Genomic DNA, 18644 nt, shown 5'->3' on the forward strand with positions numbered 1-18644 from the left:
GCTTGATCGGCTTATTCACTGCACCATCGCGATGGTCGGCGGCGTCCAAGTGCCGTCGAGGATAGGCTTGTCGGGCCAATAGGCGCGGATGTAGAGCGAGAACGTACCTTCGGGCGCGGGCAGCCAGTTGCTTTCCTTGTCCGCGCCCGGCGACTTGGCGCTGGCGTAAAGCGTCAGCGAGCCGTCCGCGTTGTATTTGATGGTCTTGTTCTTCGTGCCCAGCGAATAGCGCCTCAGTGGATTTGGGTTGAAGAAGTGGACATCGTTATACAAGGTCAACGACCAGAACCCCTTGACCGGTGGCGTCTGACCCTTGGCAAATGTGATCGTGTAATTGTTCTGTCCGTTGAGTTGTGCACCCTGGTTGTCGTTGTCCGTGTAGATGTACTTGGTTTCCTCAGGCCGGTTGTCGTACATGTTCGACTTGGAGGTGCCCGTGCGATTGACGTAGTCGGTCCCCCACTCAGCACCGTTCACCGGCGAATTCCAGCCATTGCCAGCGGGACGGCCGTTGTTGCGCCACAGAAGGAATGGGTCGATCATCTCGCTTGCAGCCGCAACGGCGGTGTCTTTGAGCGTCTGCTTGATTTGCGGGTCCTTGGCGGCCGCCTCCAGCACGCTACCGATCCAATTGTAGAGGGCTTCCTCGCCCGGCATCGGCGGCACTTGTTTCATCACCTCAGGCAACTCGTCGAAGAAGGTTTCCGGGTTTACCCACTTGGTCTCACCCTTGCCGGTGGATTTCGGTGCCGGGAAATGCGGAAGCTTGCTCCAGTCCCTGATCTTCATCTTCCCGTCGAACTCCGACAACGGGTAGTAGACGACCTGGCTGAGCAACGGCTGGACGGCTTTTTGATCCTCGGCGCTGTCATCGATGAAGATGCGCGGAATGACAAAGGCAAGCGACGTGGAGGAGCGCACCACCGCCGTGATGCCGGCTGGCGTTTCGCCCTTCCAGTCTGGGCCGACCATCAGGTAGAAGCCGGGCTTGGTGCCGTATTGCCTGCCGATCTCGGAAAACTCGTCGGTGCGCGCGTCATAGTGCGCATAGACCCAGAAACGATCGCCAAAATCCGGGACCTGGAAGACGATGGGCTCTTTGTCCAGTGTCATCCAGCCGGCACCATACGCGACATCCTGGTTCGGGCAGGCGATGATCGTCTGGTCCGGGCTGATATACCCGGTCAGCATTGCGTTCCCGTTGAATGCGATTGGAACCACTCCGCCGATCAAGCCTGGTTGGGGAGCCTTGGAAAAGGCGATGGAGCGGTTGACCGAATTGACCAGTGGCCAGCCCCACAAGTAGGCCATGCGCCCGACCGATTGCACGTAGGCCGTTGTCATGGCCGTGCCGCTGGGCGGGCCGGGAACTTGAGCGGCGGTTGTGGGGATCTGGACCTGCTGCGCGTGGGCCAAGTTTGGCGCCATCGCAAAGCTCAATGCGAGCGCGGTAGCAACGACGGATGATTTCATGCGGCTCATGATGGTCTCTCCCGGCGGGCTCGTGATGGTCTCTCCTAGCCCGTGATGGTAGTCCCAACTGACCCCTGGCGATATTGCCCTTTGGGGATGTCAAGCGAATCGAGGAATTGACCCAGACGCCAGCCACGCCTGGACGTTAGCGTTAGCCAGTTCCAGCGCAGTAAATGTCGTTGCGAGGAAGGGTTGAGCCCGGCCGGGTGGGCGGCAGAAAATCTGACCGACGCCGATGACCGTTTTGCGCGTCATCTTAGGACGTCGACGTGCGATGCCGGCAACATCTCAGTTGGGTCAAGGCTTGCCGTAGAAGTTGCCCAAACGAAGGGGCGAGAAGGGTTGCACTTTGCCGTCTACAGGGAGACTGTCCGATGGCTGTTGTGTGGCGAAACCCGCCAGAAATCCCTATCGTGTGAAAGTTGTCAGGTCGCTAGGGTAAACCGCCCGATCGCTTAAGGTAGTATTTCGCCTCCTTCCGCACACGACCCCTGTATGAGGCCGTTCATAACAGGGCGCGACTGCCGATCACTAGCAAGATTTGAGTTTAACGTCGTGCCGGTACGAGCTGTTCGCGCTTGAGAACGGCATTCGTTGACTACGTCCATATGCTCTCCGGCGTAAGAATATCGAACGGCACGATGCGCTGTTCGATGGAGGACGTATCCCGGCGCTCGATCAGTCTGAGCATGACGTCGATAAGCTCCCCCGGCATTTTGTCGAGAGGATGGCACAACGACGCTGTGATCAGGCCTTCGCTTAGCCCTTTGCGGGTTTCAGGTCCGACGTCGCTGCAGACAATTCGAATCTTGCCTTGCCGTTCTGGCGGGAGCTCACGCATGGCTCGCAGCACGCCTGATATGCCGCCGCCATTGACGAAAATGCCCTTGGTCTCAGGTTCCTGCGCAATCAAACTCCGTACGATCTCATACGCGTTTTCAGGGACTTCGTGTGTAAGAAGCGTGTCGCTAATCTGAAAGGCTGGCGCGTTCTCTCGCATGTAGGACCGAAAACTGGCATCAGCGATGTCCTGGCACTGATAGCGGTTGCTACCGACCAGAGGGAATACCTTTCCAGGTTCATTAGCCGTCTGGCTGATAAACCAGGCAGCTGTTCTTCCTCTTTTCCAATTGTCGGTACCGACAAAGCCGGCACGGCTCGCGGCCGACAAATCGGTAACATAGGCAACCACGGGAACACCCTTGCCACGTAACTCGTCAATTGCCTGGCTTACGAGGGGGTGATCTGCTGTGATCACTGCCACGGCATCTGCAGTCTGACCGATCTGCAGCAGGTTTGCAGAGACCGCTTCAGGAGATAAATCGTCTTCAAATACGACCTCTGGTTCGATGGCGGCGTCAGTCCTCCTATGGGCTGCCGCCCTCAGCCCCTCTGCCCACAACTGGTAAAGCGGCCTATGCGATTGCTGCATAAGAAAACTGAAACGGCGGTGAGGCAGATTGTCGTGTTTGCGCTGGCGCAATGCGCCTAAGCCATAAAATCCAATCTTGTCTGCGGCCCGAAGGATCCGGTCGACCGTATCAGCCCGCACAGTCCCAGTTCCGTGCAGAAGCCTGTTGACCGTGGACAGGCTGACCCCGGCGGTGTTCGCCAGGTCGGATATGGTGGGTCTATTCATCAACGTCCTCCGATGTGCCATCCATGAATGAAATGTTTTGGCACATAATATGCTCCCGCACGCCAAACCAATTTCATTCTGGCATTTCGCGCGCTACATATCAACACGCATCCAGTCCTTGGGGACGATGGAAACGGGAGGAGAAGTTATGAAGGGAATGAAGCGTCTCTGCGCAGCGATGCTTGCGACCACTGTCGTTGCGTTCACTGTGTCTTCGGCGATGGCCGCCAATATTGCCGTCGTTGGCGGCAAGAACGATGATGCGTTCTGGAATCTGATTAAGAAGGGGATTGATGATGCCCGGCCAGTCGTCGAGGCAAACGGAGGCAAGGTCAACTACCTGCGCCTTCAGACCTATGACAACTTCGCTCCGGACGTCGTCCAGCTCATTCAGACGGCAATGAGCCAAAAGGTCGATGGCCTGGTCATCCCGAACTGGGTTCCTGAAGGCGAAGACCCTGCGATCAAGGAAGCGGTCGCGGCCGGTATCAAAGTCATCCTGATGAACGCGGGTGGGATTGACAAAGCCAAGGAACTCGGCGCCATCAACTATGTCGGATCGGATGAATATCTCGCAGGCGTCGCAGGTGGCGAATATTTCTTCAAGAATGGCAAGAAGAATGTCATCTGTGTGAACACGGTACCGGGAGCTGCCAATCTGGAGGCGCGCTGCAAGGGTGTCATCGAGGGCATCGCCAAGAGCGGAGGTGCCGGGAAGCAGCTTCCACTGCCCGCAACCAGTTTCGGTGACGCAACCGCCGTCGCTGAAGCGATCAAGGCGACGCTGCTTCAAGACGCCAAGATCGATGGCGTCATTACGATCTCGGCTGGTGACGCGGACTCGGCTGCCATCGGTATTCAGCAAGCTGGTAAGACCGAAGCCGCTCTTCTTGGAACATTTGACCTCAACCAGTCAGGCCTTGATCGCATCAAGGGCGGAACGCAAGGTTTCGCGATCGACCAGCAGCCCTATCTGCAGTCGCTGCTGGCTGTAACTCTCTTGGCTTCGGCAATTGATTTCGGAACGAATCTTCCGACGTCACCGCTGCTGACCGGTCCGAGCATCGTTGATAAGTCCAATATCGACGCAACCCTGGCGGGCGTCTCGAAGGGCGCACGCTGACCGCAAAGCAATGTCTCACGTCGATCCCCGACATATGCTCGGCGGATCGGCGGGTGCATTCGCTGATCTCTGTCAGCTGTTTCAGAATGCGGCCAATACTGGGAGTGAATTACGTGAAAAACCTGTCCTTGGGTGATCTTATTCGACGCCCCGAATCCGGCGCCTTTCTCGGCCTCGCCTTCGTGCTTGTCTTCTTCGTCGTGTTCGGAAGTGTCGAATTCTTGAAGCCAGCCGGCGCGGCAAGCTGGCTGAACGTCGCCGCCAACCTGGGGATCGTCGCGATCCCTGTCGGGTTGCTCATGATTTCTGGTGAGCTCGACATCTCCATCGGAGCCATGATCCCTGCGGGCGCTTTAACGGTGGCGATCATCTCCGGTCACTACGGCATGCCGATCTGGTTGGGCATTTTGGGCGCATTGGGTCTCGGTTTGGTGATCGGGCTGATCAACGGCTTTCTCGTCATCCGCACTGCTGTACCATCGCTCATCGTAACCCTTGGCACTCTGTTTGCCGTGCAGGGTCTTATCCTCGGATGCTCGGTGTTGCTGACGGGAACGACCAGCGTCGCGCTCAGCCCGGCTGCTTCCGGCGTGATAGCCAAGTCTCTCTTCGGATCTTTCGTAGGCGGCAGCTTTCAAGTGACGATTTTCTGGTGGTTGGCGCTGACGGCAGCTTACATTTTCTACGTTCACTTCTCGCCTTTCGGAAACTGGATCTTTGCCCTAGGGGGCGACGGTGCCAGCGCACGGAATGCGGGTATTCCGACAGACAAACTCACTGTCATGCTTTTCGTGCTTTCTTCGGTGAGCGCAGCGTTTGTCGGCATGTGCCAGGCCATTTTGTTCAATGTTGCGCAGGTTTCTGCAGGCATGACCTTTATCTTCAACTCGATCATTGCGGTGGTGGTCGGCGGGGTTTTGCTGACCGGCGGCTTCGGTTCGATCGTCGGGATTTTCCTCGGCACGGTGACCTTCGCGATCGTCAACCAGGGCATCTACTTCACGACTTTCGACCGGAATTGGTCGAGCCTGATCATCGGCGTCATGCTGCTCCTGGCCGTGTTGATGAACAACACCTTCCGCATCATGGCACTTACCTATTCGCCGAAGAAGAAATGAGGCAGGTCATGAACACTCCAATTCTTGAACTCCGGAACGTCAACAAGTCTTTTGGGCCGATTGACGTTCTCCATGACATCTCCCTGAAGGTTCACGCAGGCGAAGTACTGTGCCTGCTGGGTGACAACGGCGCCGGTAAATCGACCCTGATCAAGACACTTGCCGGCGTCTATCAACCGAGCAGCGGCGAGCTATTGATGGATGGCCAGCCGGTGAGCTTCCCGGGACCACGAGAGGCGCAAAAGGCTGGAATTTCCACCGTTCATCAATTCGGAGGGACGTTTCCTCTGATGAGCATCGGTCGTTCCTTCTTCGTCGGCGCGGAACCGACAAAGGGATTTTGGCCTTTCAAGATCTATGACCGCAAGCGGGCCAACGAGATCGCCGTTAAGGCCATCCAGCAATTCGGAATTACTCGCATCGATGACGGAGACCGGCTTATTGGCGGGTTGTCCGGTGGCGAACGGCAGTCTCTGGCAATTGCCCGCGCTGTCCACTTCGGCGCGCGGGTGTTGATCCTGGATGAACCGACTGCGGCGCTCGGCGTCAAGCAGGCGTCCCACGTCCTGCGCATCGTCCTTGAAGCAAAAAAGCGTGGCATCGCGGTCGTCTTCATCACGCACCAGGTGACACACGCGATGGCCGTCGGTGACCACTTTGCTGTGCTCATCCGTGGAGCGGTCGCGGCCAACTTCCGAAAGGGAGAAAAGACCCGCGAGGAAATCACCGACCTCATGGCAGGCGGCGAGGCGCTCGCGAACCTGGGCGCTGAAGTCGAAAGCTACATGGCCGCACATGAGGGTCATCCCCCACCGGTGACGGCCAACTGAACGAATAGGGAGAAAGACCCATGAAAATTGCACTTGACCCTTTCATGCATCGACATCTGTCGCTGGAGGCCTTGCCGGCGAAAGTTCGCGAGCTTGGTTACGAGTGGATTGAGCTATCGCCACGCACTGATTTCCTCGAGTGGTTCAAGGCACCTCGCGTGTTTCCAGAGCGGATCAAGTCCTTCAAAAAGGCGCTCGCCGCTGAGAACGTGAAGATTGCCTCGTTGCTGCCGATGTATCGCTGGGCTTCCAACGATGAGAGTGAACGGCAGGCCGCCGTCAAACACTGGAAGCGCGCCATCGAGATCGCGGTCGAAATGGAAGTCGATACCATGAATTCCGAATTCGGCCGCGGCCCGCATCCCGACAAGGGGTCCTGCTACTGCTGCCATACCGGTTCGATGATCGAAGCCTGCGAAGACGCCTGGTGGCGCTCCATGGAAGAGCTGGTGCCGATCTTTGAACGCGAGAACATCAACTTGCACGTCGAGCCGCATCCGGAAGACTGGTGCGAAACCTTGCAGCCGGCCCTCGACATCATCCGAACGGTCAATTCGAAGAACGTCAAGTTCCTCTATTGCGCGCCGCACACCTTCTACTTCGGCGACGATACCAAGGCGATGTTGCGCGAGGCGAAGGATGTGCTCGCCCATGTTCATGTGGGCGACACCTTCAATCACAAGGCAAGCTCAGGTCTTCGCTACATCCTCAATCCACCCGGCACCCAGGCACGCGTCCACCAGCACCTGAACATCGGCCAGGGCGAGGTGCCGTGGGACGACTTCTTCGGTACGCTCGCCGAGATCGGCTTCGACGGTATCATGACCTCCTGTGTGTTTGCCTGGGAAGACAAGGCGGATCAGTCCGGACGCTTCATGTGCAAAGAGATGCAGAGCTACGTTGAGAAATATCAGAAGGCGTAGCCCGAGCTAAAAAGTCAGCCCCCTCGTTCCTTCGATAGCGGGGCCCCAGCCAAGCAGCAACGCGTGAAAGCGTGGACAATCTGACGAGAATCTTGCAGCGGCGCCCGATCCCAACCGCCGGACGAGCGAAGCTGTGTCTACGGAAACCGGCACAGGGCCGGAGGAGATATGAAATGATCAATGGTGAACAGAAAACAGAACGGCCGTTGCGTTGGGGTATGGTCGGCGGCGGCCGCACCGGGCAGGTGGGTTACAAACACCGCACCGGTGCATTGCGTGACGGCACCTATCGACTGGTGGCCGGCGCATTTGACCTTGATGCTGCTCGGGGCCGGGATTTTGGCGTCAACCTCGGCGTCGACGCGGAGCGCTGCTACGCTGACTACAATGAACTGATCGCCAAAGAGACGGCGCGCGAAGATGGCGTCGAGGTCGTCTCGATCGCGACGCCAAACTTCACCCACTACGAAATCACCAAGGCGTGCCTCGAAGCTGGCATCCACGTCATTTGCGAAAAGCCGCTGTTCTTCACAGTCGCCGAATGCGAGGAAATCGAGAAGCTGGCAGACGAGAAAGGTCTCATCGTCGGCGTCACCTACGGTTTCACTGGCCATCCGCTCGTGCATCAGATGGCGGCAATGGTTGCCAAGGGCATGCTCGGCGACATCCGCATCGTTGACCTTCAATATACCCACGGCTTCAACGCCGGTGACGACGTCGGTGCACCGGAAGCCGTGAAGTGGCGCACCAATCCCAAGACGGCCGGTCCGACCTTCGTTCTCGGCGACATCGGAACGCATCTCTACTATCTCTCGGAAATCGTGCTGCCGCATCTCAAGATCGAAAAGCTTCTTTGCGACCGCAAGGCCTTCATTCCAAGCCGCGCACCGCTGGAAGATCATGCGACTGTGCTGATGCATTACGACAACGGCGCCCGCGGCCGTCTCTGGGTGTCCTCCGTCAATGCCGGCAACATGGGCTCGCAACGCTACCGGTTCGTTGGTTCCAAGGCATCTGTCGAATGGTCGGACAGTCATCCGGATCAGTTGTTCTTCGACGTTCAAGGGGAGCCGAACCGCATCCTGCACCACGGTATGCCGTATCTGGAGGAAGAAAGCCTTGCCGTCGACCGGATGGGCGCCCTGCACACTGAGGGCCTCGGCGACAGCTGGTCGAACATCTATCTCTGGATCGCTCAGGCCATCGACGCCAAGAGCCGAAGCGATGACGCTTTCCTGAAGACCCATCACTATCCGGGTATCAAGGCCGGCACCGAAGGCGTGCGTTGGCTGGAGAACTGCGTCCGATCCGCCGATGCGGGCGCTGCCTGGATCGACTTCAAGTAGGCCCGCCTTCGGGGCGCGTTCCTCCACACCTCCCAAGCGCGCGCCCCATTTTTCTCCAACACTGGAAAGACAATCTGATGAAACTCTCCATTTGCACCGACGTAATGGGAAATCTCTCCTTCACGGAGATGCTCGACAAGTGCGTGAAGCTCGGCGTTGAAGGTATCGAGATGACTGGCGGCGGCTGGTCCAGCGCTCCGCACTTTCGCGCCGACGAGCTGCTTGAAGACAAGGGTCTTCTGAGGACGAAGCTCAAGGAGATCGAGGCGCGCGGACTGGAGATCGCCGCGCTAAACTGCTCCGCAAACCCACTCGATCCGGGCGCAATGGGCAAGCGTCATCGCAAGGAGATGGAACAGACGATCCGGCTCGCCGGTGAAATCGGCGTGAAGACCATCGTCACCATGTCCGGCCTTCCGGAAGCTGCTCCAGGTGACAGTGTTCCCAATTGGCTCGTCTATACCAAGAGTTGGCCCGACGAAATGCCGGAACGCGACCGCTACCAGTGGGAAGACCGTGCCTTTCCGCTGTGGCACGATCTGGTCAAGCTCGCCAAGGAAGTGGGCGTCGAGAAATATGCGCTGGAAAACTTCTCGGCAATGCTCGTCTGGAACCCCGAAACGCTGTTCCGTCTGCGCAACGAGGTCGGCCCGACCGTTGGCATGAACCTCGACCCCAGCCATCTCTTCTGGAAGGGTGCCGATCCGATCGCATCCGCACGCGCGCTGGGAAGCGCGATCCACCATTGCCACGGCAAGGACACGCGCATCGAGCGCGGGCTTGCAGACGTCAACGGCCTCCTCGAACTCAAGGACGTGACCGATGTCGCCAACCGCACCTGGAACTATGTCGCCGTTGGCGCCGGACATGATCTGCAATGGTGGAAGGAGTTCTTCTCCGTCGTCCGCATGGTTGGTTACAACGGATGGGTCAGCCTCGAAATGGAAGACTTCACCATGTCGACGGACGCCGGCATCCAGTCGTCTATCGACGCCCTGCAGGCGACGATCAGCCGATGACTAAGCCGTACAAGTTCATCGTTACGATTGAGCTTGTTGCGGGGACGCGGGACGAAATCCTCGCCCGCACCCCGGAGGTGCAGTTAGCGGCGAGGGCCGACAACGGCTGTCTTTCGTTTGACTGCTTTATCTGCACCGACGATCCGAACCGGCTGGTCTTTATCGAGTCGTGGACAGATGAGCAGGCCTATGCGGCACATCTTCTACGAGACCACACGCAACGCTTTCTCGAGTTTTACGAACCGCTCCACCGGTCCTTTAGCTTCGAGACAATCACGGCAAACACCTGATGCGCAATCCTATCACCATAACAACTGCGCCCTGCTGCTGGGGTGTCGACGACATAAACAATCCGCATCTCCCTGGGTGGGAAAGGGTGCTCGACGAGGCGCAGGCGGCGGGTTTCGGCGGATTGGAACTCGGACCCTTTGGTTATCTGCCGCTGGATCTCGGGCAGGTTTCCAAAGCGCTCGACCAACGCGGTCTTAAGATCGTCGCCGGTACGATCTTCGACAACCTCGTTTCCCCATCGAACCGCGACAATCTTCTGCGTCAGACCGACGAAATCTGCGCGCTGATCACCCAGTTGCCTCAGCCTGAAACGCATCTCGGCCAGCGCTATACCGCGCCTTACCTTACGGTGATGGATTGGGGCCACGACGAGCGCGACTATGCAGCCGGCCATTCTGATCGTGCACCCCGTCTCGATGAAGGCGCGTGGCAAGGCATGATCGACAATATCCGCGCCATCGCGGCGCTCGCGCGCGACAAATATGGCGTGCGCGCAACCATCCATCCTCATGCGGGCGGATATATCGAGTTTGCCGACGAGCTAAAGCGTGTCGTCGACGACATCCCGGGCGATCTCGCAGGGCTGTGCCTAGATACGGGCCACATGGCCTATTCCGGCATGGATCCTGTTGCCACGCTTCGGCAATACTGGGACCGCGTCGACTATATCCATTTCAAAGATATCGACGCCACGGTCTATGCTGAGGTCATGGAAGAGCGCATCCGCTTTTTCGATGCCTGCGCCAAGGGCGTCATGTGCCCGATCGGTCGCGGGTCGATCGACTATCAGTCCGTCCGCTCGCTTCTGAGCGAACTCGGCTACGGCGGCTACATCACCATCGAACAAGAGCGGGATCCGCGCAACACAGGCAGCATTCTCGATGATCTGGCAGCCAGCCGGGCCTTCCTGGCGCGCGCCGGATTCTGAGGAGGGGAGATCAGAAATGAAACCACTCGACGTCATCACCATCGGCCGATCATCAGTCGATCTCTACGGTCTACAGGTGGGTGGCCGACTGGAAGATATGGGCTCGTTTAACAAGTACATCGGCGGTTCGCCCACGAACATCGCCTGCGGGGCAGCGAGGCTTGGACTGAAATCCGGATTGATCACGCGTGTCGGCGACGAGCATATGGGCCGCTTCATCCGGGAACAATTGCTGCGCGAAGGGGTGGACGTTGGTGGCGTGGTCACCGATCCGGAGCGTCTGACCGCTCTCGTTTTGCTCGGCATTCGCGACGAGGATACATTCCCTCTGATCTTCTACCGCGAAAACTGCGCCGACATGGCGCTTTGCGAGGCCGACATCCAGCCGGATTACATCGCCTCGGCCCGCGCCGTCGTCGTAACAGGCACGCATCTGTCGAATCCTCGCACCGAGGCTGCTGTCCTGAAGGCCCTCAGTTTTGCGCGGGATAGCGGTGCCAAGACCGCGCTCGATATCGACTACCGGCCGAATCTCTGGGGCGTCGCCGGTCATGGTGACGGTGAAAGCCGTTTTGTCGCCAGCCGGGAGGTTACCGAGAAACTACGTTCGACGTTGCATTACTTCGATCTGATCGTCGGTACCGAGGATGAATTCCATATCGCCGGCGGGACGACCGACACTGTCGCGGCCTTGAGAGCGGTCCGGGCCGTGTCGTCTGCCACCCTCGTCTTGAAGCGCGGCGCCAAGGGGGCAGTCGCGTTTGAGGGCGACATCCCGGACAATCTTGACGATGGCATCTCGGGTGAAGGTTTCCCGATCGACGTTTTCAATGTGCTCGGCGCGGGCGATGGGTTTTTCTCCGGTCTGCTGAAGGGATGGCTTGATGGCGAGAACTGGTCGACCTCTCTCAAATACGCCAATGCTTGCGGCGCCTTTGCTGTCTCCCGCCACGGCTGCACGCCGGCTTATCCGTCATTGGCGGAGCTGGAATTTTTCCTGGAACGAGGCGTCAAACGGCCGGACCTCCGCAATGATACAGCCGTCGAGCAAATCCATTGGGCGACCAACCGTCATCGCAATCACGGCGAAGACTGGCAGGACTATCGGATCTTCGCCTTCGACCATCGGATCCAACTCGAGCAGATGCCAGGCTATACATTGGAAAGAGGCGGGGCGTTTAAAGAACTCTGCCTTAAGGCGGCAGTCCAAGTTCAGGCCGGCCGGCCCGGCTATGGCATTCTTTGCGACAACCGTATCGGCAAGAAGGCCCTGCACGCGGCCTCGGGAAGTGGCCTTTGGATAGGACGGCCTTGCGAATGGCCAGGGTCACGACCGCTGACTTTGGAACCAGAACTCGGGAGCGACTACGGGGGATTAAGCGAGTGGGCACGTGGCAATGTCGTGAAGGTGCTGTGCTTCTGCCACCCAGATGACGATGCCCAGATGCGCGCCGAGCATGAGGCAACCGTCAAACGGTTGTTCGAGGCGTCGCGGCGCAACAATCTGGAGTTTCTGCTGGAAATCATTCCGTCAAAGGTCGGCCCGGTTAACGAAGAGACTACCGCCATCCTTATCCAGCAGTTCTATGACATCGGCGTCTTCCCCGACTGGTGGAAGCTGGAGCCGATGACAACATCCACGGCATGGTCAAACACGATAGCCGCCATTGAAACGAACGATCGATACACCCGCGGAATTGTCGTGCTTGGTCTTGATGCTCCTGAGGCGGAACTTGCAGCCAGCTTTGATGTTGCGGCGAGTTTCGACCTCGTCCGCGGGTTCGCTGTCGGAAGAACCATCTTCGGCGATGTCGCGCGCGCCTGGATGAAAGACGAAATCGAAGACGCGGCCGCTATCGACGAGATGGCGAAGCGCTATGGGCGCCTGGCGTCGATCTGGGACAAGGCGCGGGCAGCCGCGCGGGAGAAAGCAGCATGACCACCACAATCAGGCTCACGGCAGCACAAGCGCTCGTAAAGTGGCTTTCTGTGCAGATGACAGAAGACGGCGAGCGTTTCATCGAAGGCGTTTGGGCAATCTTCGGCCACGGAAATGTGGCGGGCTTAGGTGAAGCCTTGCATGGCATTGGGAATGCCTTGCCGACATGGCGTGGCCAGAATGAGCAGACGATGGCGCATGCTGCCATCGCTTACGCCAAGACCAAGCGACGAAAGCACGCCCATGCCGTGACGTCGTCCATCGGACCGGGGGCCACGAACTTGGTGACGGCGGCAGCACTTGCACATGTCAATCGGTTGCCGGTGCTGTTCATTCCCGGTGATGTCTTTGCCAATCGCCGGCCAGATCCCGTCCTTCAGCAGATTGAGGATTTCGACGACGGCACGATCAGTGCCAACGATGCCTTCAAGCCCATTGTCAGATATTTCGATCGGATTTCGAGGCCGGAGCATCTGCTGACAGCTCTTCCACGGGCGCTCTCGGTCATGACCGATCCCGCGAACTGCGGGCCTGTCTGCCTCGCGTTCTGTCAGGATGTGCAGGCGGATGCCTTCGACTATCCGGCAAGCTTCTTCGAGCCGAAGGTCTGGCGCATCCGCCGTCCCGAGCCCGATCCGCGCGAGCTGGAAGAGGTCGCAGCCTTGATCCGTGCCGCCAAGCACCCGGTCATCATCTCCGGCGGTGGCGTGCTTTATTCGGATGCAGAAGATACGCTGGCCGCCTTCTCGAGAGAACACAATATTCCCTTTGTCGAAACGCAGGCAGGGAAGGGCGGCAACGTCTGGACCGATGAGTTCAACTTCGGATCTCCGGGGGTTACCGGCTCAGAATGCGCCAACCGTCTATGCGAGAATGCGGATCTCGTGATCGGTGTCGGAACGCGCTTTCAGGATTTCACAACAGGATCCTGGGCGCTGTTCAAGAACAACGGTCGGAAGCTTATCTCGATCAACCTTCACGGTTATGACGCAACGAAGCATGGTGCGGCTCCTGTTGTCGGTGATGCACGCGTGACGCTGGAGAAGCTGTCTGCCCTTCTTGCAGATCACAAGGCCCCGGAATTTGACGCAGCCTCGCGAACAAGCTGGCACGCGGCTGTGAAACACGTCACGGCAGCGCCTGGTTCCGGATTGGCGAACCACCTCCCGACCGATGCGCAGGTCATCGGAGCGGTGCAAAGGGTCTCAACCGACCAAACCGTGGTCATGTGTGCTGCCGGCACCATGCCTGGTGCATTGCAGGTCCTCTGGCAGTCCGCCAAGGGCGGCTACCATATGGAATATGGCTATTCCTGCATGGGCTACGAGGTGGCCGGTGCCATGGGTATCAAGCTGGCTGTTCCCGGGAAAGAGGTTGTCTGCTTCGTTGGCGACGGTTCCTACATGATGGCGAATTCGGAGCTGGCCACGGCGGTCATGCGTCGGGTCCCGTTCACGGTCGTCCTGACCGACAATCGTGGCTACGGCTGCATCAATCGCCTGCAGATCGAGTGTGGCGGCGCTGAATTCAACAACATGTACAAGGACAGTAATATCGAGGAGATGCCCGAGCTCGATTTCGTCGGTCATGCCCGCTCCATGGGTGCGCATGCTGAGAAGGCAGCCGACATTGCGGATCTCGAGCGGAAGATCGTTGAAGCGCGTTCTCGCACCAAACCGACCGTCATCGTGATCGATACAGATGCTGTTCCGGGCACGGGGGCTGGTGGTCATTGGTGGGACGTTGCCGTGCCCCAAACCGGTGGCCCTGAACGGCTAGAGCGCGCGCGCGAGCACTATAACCAGAATGCGCGTGACCAGCGGACTTTCAACTGAGGGCCCCGTTATGGCTGATCTTCTGCGCAAACCATTTGGCAACCACGGAAAAGTTCATGAGGTCACGCCGCAGTCAGCAGGTTGGCGCTACGTCGGCTTCTCGCTCTACCGCTTGAGGTCGGGCGAGGTGGCCACGGAAACGACTGGAGATCGCGAGGTTATCCTGGTGATGGTCGAAGGGAAAGCCGAGTTCCAGGCGGCAGGGGTAGACTGGGGCGTACTTGGGGATCGCATGGCCGTTTTCGAGAAGACACCGCCCCATTGCCTCTATGTACCAAATGGCCACGACTGGAAGGCGGTGGCTAAGACCGATTGCATCATCGCCGTATGTTCAGCACCGGGGCAGGGCGGCCACTCCGCGCGCCGGATCGGGCCGGACGGTATTTCCCTGACCGCGCGCGGTAAGGGCACGAACACCCGCTACATCAACAACATCGCCATGGAGAACGAGGACTATTGCGACAGCCTCCTCGTGACGGAGGTCTTCACGCCTGCCGGGCATTGGTCTTCCTATCCCAGTCATCGCCATGACGAGGACGACTTTCCGCGGATCACCTATCTCGAGGAAACCTATTATCATCGCCTCAACCCTGCCTCCGGCTTCGGAATCCAGCGGGTCTACACCGATGATAGACGGCTCGACGAAACGATGGCGGTCATGGACGGGGACGTCGTCGTGGTTCCGCGCGGCCATCATCCGTGTGGCACCCCTTACGGTTTCGAAGCCTATTATCTCAACGTCATGGCCGGGCCGCTGCGCAAATGGCGCTTCATTCCCGCGCCTGAAGTCGAGTGGATCATGGAGCGCGATGCAAAATGATCAAAAGAGCGCTTAATCAGAAAGCAGCCCATACCTTTCTTATGAAGCGTTCCTTGACTTGGCTAAGACGCTTGGTTGTGTGGGTGTCGAGCCTCGAAACGATCTTGGCCGAGGCCTGTTCGATGGTATTTCTCCTCGTGAAGCAGGAGCTATGGCCCGGAAGCGAGGTTTGGCTACTTTGTATCCACGCGTCTGAAAACGTCGGGCGGAAAGGCGAGCTTCATCCAAAGCGGCTTCTTGCAACCGAGCCATCCCGGCCACGCCTCAATTGTCGTGGCAGCTTGCCCCTCACCGGACCGCCCGATTGCATATGCTTCGGGTGTCATTTCGACCCGTACCGGAACCGATCCCTATAAGCGCGATCCGCTCTCTGCGTCGAAGAGGTGAATTGCCTCCCGGTCGAAAGAAAGCGTCAGCGGCTGGCCATTCTCCAAAGCCGTGCGCGGCGGCAGGCAGGCCATGATCCGTTGCGTGCCGGCAAAAGCGGTGACGACGAGCTCGGGGCCGGTCAATTCGGCAACCTCGCACGTCACCGGAACCGTGAGGCCGGCCGAGCCAAGTCGAAATGCTTCCGGCCGTATACCTATGATCAGCTTTTGTCCGTCCTTGGGTCGGGTTTCAAGTCCCTCCGGCAGCAGCAGCACGGTATCGCTCCCGTCGATCTGAAGCTCACTGCCGCGAGCCGTAACGTTCAAGAGGTTCATTGGCGGCGCACCGACAAAGGTGGCGACATAGAGGGTTGCCGGCCGGTCGTAAATCTCAGACGGAGTGCCAAGCTGTTCGATCCGCCCGTCTCGCATGACGGCGATGCGGGTGGCGAGCGTCATGGCTTCGATCTGGTCATGGGTGACATAGACGACCGTGGTCTTTAGCATCTGATGCAGGCGCTTGAGTTCTGTGCGCATCTCCATGCGCAATTTTGCATCGAGATTGGAAAGCGGTTCGTCGAAGAGGAAGACCTCCGGCTTTCGCACCAGCGCGCGACCGATCGCAACGCGCTGGCGCTGGCCGCCCGACAGCTGGCTCGGTTTGCGCTCGAGCAGGTTTTCGATCTGCAGCAGTTTGGCCGCATCGCGCACTGCCCGGTCGCGCTGGGCAGCCGCAACCTTGCGCATCTCCAGGCCAAAACCGATGTTGCGGTGAACCGTCAGGTTTGGATAGAGCGCATAGGACTGGAAGACCATGGCGATGTCGCGGTCCTTTGGATGCACGCCAAGGATGGAGCGCCCGCCGATGCGCACGTCGCCGCTGCTGGCTTCGGCCAAGCCTGCGATGATATTGAGCAGGGTCGACTTGCCACAGCCGGAGGAACCGAGCAGCACGAGAAACTCGCCGCTTTCGAGCGCAATGTCGATGCCCTTCAAGGTTTCGACATCGCCGTATGTTTTGCGGATGTTGACAATTTCAAGCGCACTCATTGAGCGGTTTCCTCGGAGGCGGACGGTCCGCCGTAATTGCGGGGAAGGGTGGAAATGGCCCGTGAGGCGACTGCAGTTCCAGCCGCAAGGCAGTCAGCGATAGACTTTTCCTGTGCCAGGGCCGCCAGAAAGCCGGCGTTGAAAACGTCGCCGGCGCCGATCGTGTCGACGACCGTGACCGCCGGGGCCGGGGCCGAGACGGTTTTCCCGTCACCGCCGATCGCGAGAGCTCCATCGGGGCCTCGTTTGACAACGACGATCGCACCATCCGGCATGTGCGATCGGATGTCTGCTGCTGCTTCGGCTGGGTCGTCGAGGCCGGCGAGCGTGGTGGACTCCACCTCGTTGAGAAGAGCGATTGCGCAGCGAGACAGCCAACGTCGCGTGGCATCGCAGTTTCTTTCCGTCCAGCCGTCGAGCGGCCAGCCGGTGTCGAGCGCGACCGCAATGTCGTGCTGGTCCGCCCAGTCGAAGAACGCATCGTAGTCGCGTGTGAGATCGTCCGTCAGGAACGAGCCGCAGAGCAACACATAGCCGCCCGACAGCTGCGCGCCATCGAGAACTGCAAGCACATCGGCCAGGCTGAAGCGCGGCAGGTGGCCACGGGTCGTGAAGAACGTGCGCTCCCCATCAGGATGGGTGATGCCGACGGACAGTGTTGTCTGCTCGGGGCGCACGGGCCACTTCGCGGCACGCTCGCCAAAAGCCTCGCTCAGCCACCGGCCGAACTGATCGTTGCCGACATTGGCTGCAATCTCGAACTCGACGCCGAGGCCGTTCCAGGCAAGGGCGCTGTTGCCGGCTGCTCCGCCGACGCGTAGTTCGTCATGATCGACGATGATCTCGGTACCGGCCTTCGGCCAGGGCGCCGCCGGGCCGAGGATGAGGTCAACATTGACATTTCCGATAACAGCAAGCGGACGCATCATTCGCTCCGGGTGATCTTGGTGGAGCGCACCGGTGTACCGGCGTTCTCGACCCGCGCATCAGCAAACGCAATCATGAAGCGCTGTGCCACCGGCAGCATTGCGAAGATCGCCGCCAGACCCGCGACCGCCTTGAAGCCGATGGTAACGGCACCTGCGACTGGCTCTTTGCCCGACGCATCGAAGATGATCACCGGAGCGCCGGTTTCGACTGCTGATACAGCCATGGCCGTGACCAAGCCGGCCGTGCTGTCTTCTCCTCGAAAAAGAACGACACCGATTGTCGAGCCAAGCATTTCCATCGGCCCGTGTCGCAACTGCCCGCCCTCCAGCGAAAAGCAGGGGCGGCGGGAGAGCTCGGTCAGGCCAAGCGCCAGCGCTTCCGCCAGGCCCTGGAGGCGCCTGCCGGACGTGACGACGGTCGAAACGCCGTCCAGCGCCGCAAGAGCGGCATCGATGTCTGGCGTTTCGGGAAAGGTGAGTGCGGCAAGCGCGGTTGCAGGATCCTCGCCAAGGGCCGCCAGCACTGCAAGATGCAGCGCAAAGCAGACAGTCAGGCTGCGGGTGGCCGCAAACGCCAGTTCCGTGCCGCCAGCACCGATGAGGCAGGGTGCTGTACGCGCCAGAAATGATCCTGCCTCCAGCGTCAGTCCGAACGTGTCGGAGCCGCCACCGGTCTCATTGAACCAGCGCACCACTTCGGCGCTTTCGCCGGATTGCGACGTAATGAGGACGGTTCGCCTCTCGAGCGAAAGCGGCTGCCCCAATTGCTCGGAAAGAGGCAGGGCGATCGCATCGATGCCGAGGGCGCGATAAAGCGGTTCGACGGCACGACCGACAGCATGGGATCCGCCCATGCCAAGAAGGAGGAGGCTGCCTTTCTTCTTCAGCGATGCCGCGATGGTTTGCGCAGTCTGCGTCGCGCCAGCGTAGGACGCCAGGGCGTCGGCATGCTGGCGCGACATTTCGTGATCGATTGCGATCAGGCCGGCTGGTCGTCTCGTTCCCATGGTGCT

General features: G+C 59.3%; 16 protein-coding genes. 11 read left to right on the forward strand and 5 right to left on the reverse strand.

Annotated elements, in window-relative coordinates:
- Window positions 1-15: 15 nt before the first annotated feature.
- Window positions 16-1482, reverse strand: coding sequence for a DUF1254 domain-containing protein (locus PMI09_RS15315; protein WP_007795707.1), 1467 nt, complete (start codon window positions 1480-1482; stop codon window positions 16-18).
- A gap of 589 nt (window positions 1483-2071) precedes the next feature.
- Entirely contained in the window at window positions 2072-3112 is a 1041-nt protein-coding gene (locus PMI09_RS15320) for a LacI family DNA-binding transcriptional regulator (protein ID WP_007795709.1), read from the reverse strand.
- A 157-nt stretch (window positions 3113-3269) separates the two neighbouring features.
- On the opposite strand from PMI09_RS15320, the gene PMI09_RS15325 reads away from it, so the two are divergent.
- From PMI09_RS15325 to iolB, 11 genes are all read left to right on the forward strand, one after another.
- Window positions 3270-4235, forward strand: a complete 966-nt coding sequence (locus PMI09_RS15325; RefSeq protein ID WP_443216185.1) for a substrate-binding domain-containing protein — start codon at window positions 3270-3272, stop codon at window positions 4233-4235.
- A 113-nt stretch (window positions 4236-4348) separates the two neighbouring features.
- Window positions 4349-5353 (forward strand): ABC transporter permease, encoded by a 1005-nt coding sequence (locus tag PMI09_RS15330; RefSeq protein WP_007795714.1) that lies wholly within the window; start codon window positions 4349-4351, stop codon window positions 5351-5353.
- 8 nt (window positions 5354-5361) lie between these two features.
- Window positions 5362-6183, forward strand: coding sequence for an ATP-binding cassette domain-containing protein (locus PMI09_RS15335; RefSeq protein WP_007795717.1), 822 nt, complete (start codon window positions 5362-5364; stop codon window positions 6181-6183).
- Window positions 6184-6203: 20 nt separating this feature from the next.
- Window positions 6204-7106, forward strand: a complete 903-nt coding sequence (locus tag PMI09_RS15340; protein ID WP_007795720.1) for a sugar phosphate isomerase/epimerase family protein — start codon at window positions 6204-6206, stop codon at window positions 7104-7106.
- A gap of 173 nt (window positions 7107-7279) precedes the next feature.
- Complete coding sequence (locus PMI09_RS15345) at window positions 7280-8452, forward strand: Gfo/Idh/MocA family protein (RefSeq protein WP_007795722.1); 1173 nt, start codon at window positions 7280-7282, stop codon at window positions 8450-8452.
- 77 nt (window positions 8453-8529) lie between these two features.
- Entirely contained in the window at window positions 8530-9471 is a 942-nt protein-coding gene (locus PMI09_RS15350) for a sugar phosphate isomerase/epimerase family protein (protein WP_007795725.1), read from the forward strand.
- Entirely contained in the window at window positions 9468-9761 is a 294-nt protein-coding gene (locus PMI09_RS15355; protein ID WP_007795728.1) for a putative quinol monooxygenase, read from the forward strand. The genes PMI09_RS15350 and PMI09_RS15355 overlap by 4 nt, the downstream gene beginning before the upstream one ends.
- A complete protein-coding gene (locus PMI09_RS15360) occupies window positions 9761-10690 on the forward strand; it encodes a TIM barrel protein (RefSeq protein WP_007795731.1) in 930 nt (309 codons plus the stop codon). Before PMI09_RS15355 ends, PMI09_RS15360 begins: the two co-directional genes overlap by 1 nt.
- A gap of 16 nt (window positions 10691-10706) precedes the next feature.
- Window positions 10707-12629, forward strand: a complete 1923-nt coding sequence (locus tag PMI09_RS15365) for a bifunctional 5-dehydro-2-deoxygluconokinase/5-dehydro-2-deoxyphosphogluconate aldolase (RefSeq protein ID WP_007795735.1) — start codon at window positions 10707-10709, stop codon at window positions 12627-12629.
- A complete protein-coding gene (gene iolD, locus PMI09_RS15370; RefSeq protein ID WP_007795738.1) occupies window positions 12626-14464 on the forward strand; it encodes a 3D-(3,5/4)-trihydroxycyclohexane-1,2-dione acylhydrolase (decyclizing) in 1839 nt (612 codons plus the stop codon). Before PMI09_RS15365 ends, iolD begins: the two co-directional genes overlap by 4 nt.
- 10 nt (window positions 14465-14474) lie before the next feature.
- On the forward strand, window positions 14475-15284 hold the full coding sequence (iolB, locus tag PMI09_RS15375; protein ID WP_007795740.1) for a 5-deoxy-glucuronate isomerase: 810 nt from the start codon (window positions 14475-14477) through the stop codon (window positions 15282-15284).
- Between the two features lie 350 nt (window positions 15285-15634).
- Here iolB and PMI09_RS15380 read toward each other — a convergent pair whose 3' ends face one another.
- The 3 genes from PMI09_RS15380 to PMI09_RS15390 are packed head-to-tail and all read right to left on the reverse strand — an operon-like array spanning window position 15635 to window position 18638.
- Entirely contained in the window at window positions 15635-16702 is a 1068-nt protein-coding gene (locus tag PMI09_RS15380) for an ABC transporter ATP-binding protein (protein ID WP_007795743.1), read from the reverse strand.
- Window positions 16699-17628, reverse strand: a complete 930-nt coding sequence (locus PMI09_RS15385; RefSeq protein WP_007795746.1) for a PfkB family carbohydrate kinase — start codon at window positions 17626-17628, stop codon at window positions 16699-16701. Before PMI09_RS15385 ends, PMI09_RS15380 begins: the two co-directional genes overlap by 4 nt.
- Complete coding sequence (locus tag PMI09_RS15390; protein ID WP_443216181.1) at window positions 17628-18638, reverse strand: SIS domain-containing protein; 1011 nt, start codon at window positions 18636-18638, stop codon at window positions 17628-17630. Before PMI09_RS15390 ends, PMI09_RS15385 begins: the two co-directional genes overlap by 1 nt.
- Between the last annotated feature and the right edge of the window lie 6 nt (window positions 18639-18644).

Source organism: Rhizobium sp. CF122, from assembly GCF_000282035.1.
GTDB lineage: Bacteria > Pseudomonadota > Alphaproteobacteria > Rhizobiales > Rhizobiaceae > Rhizobium.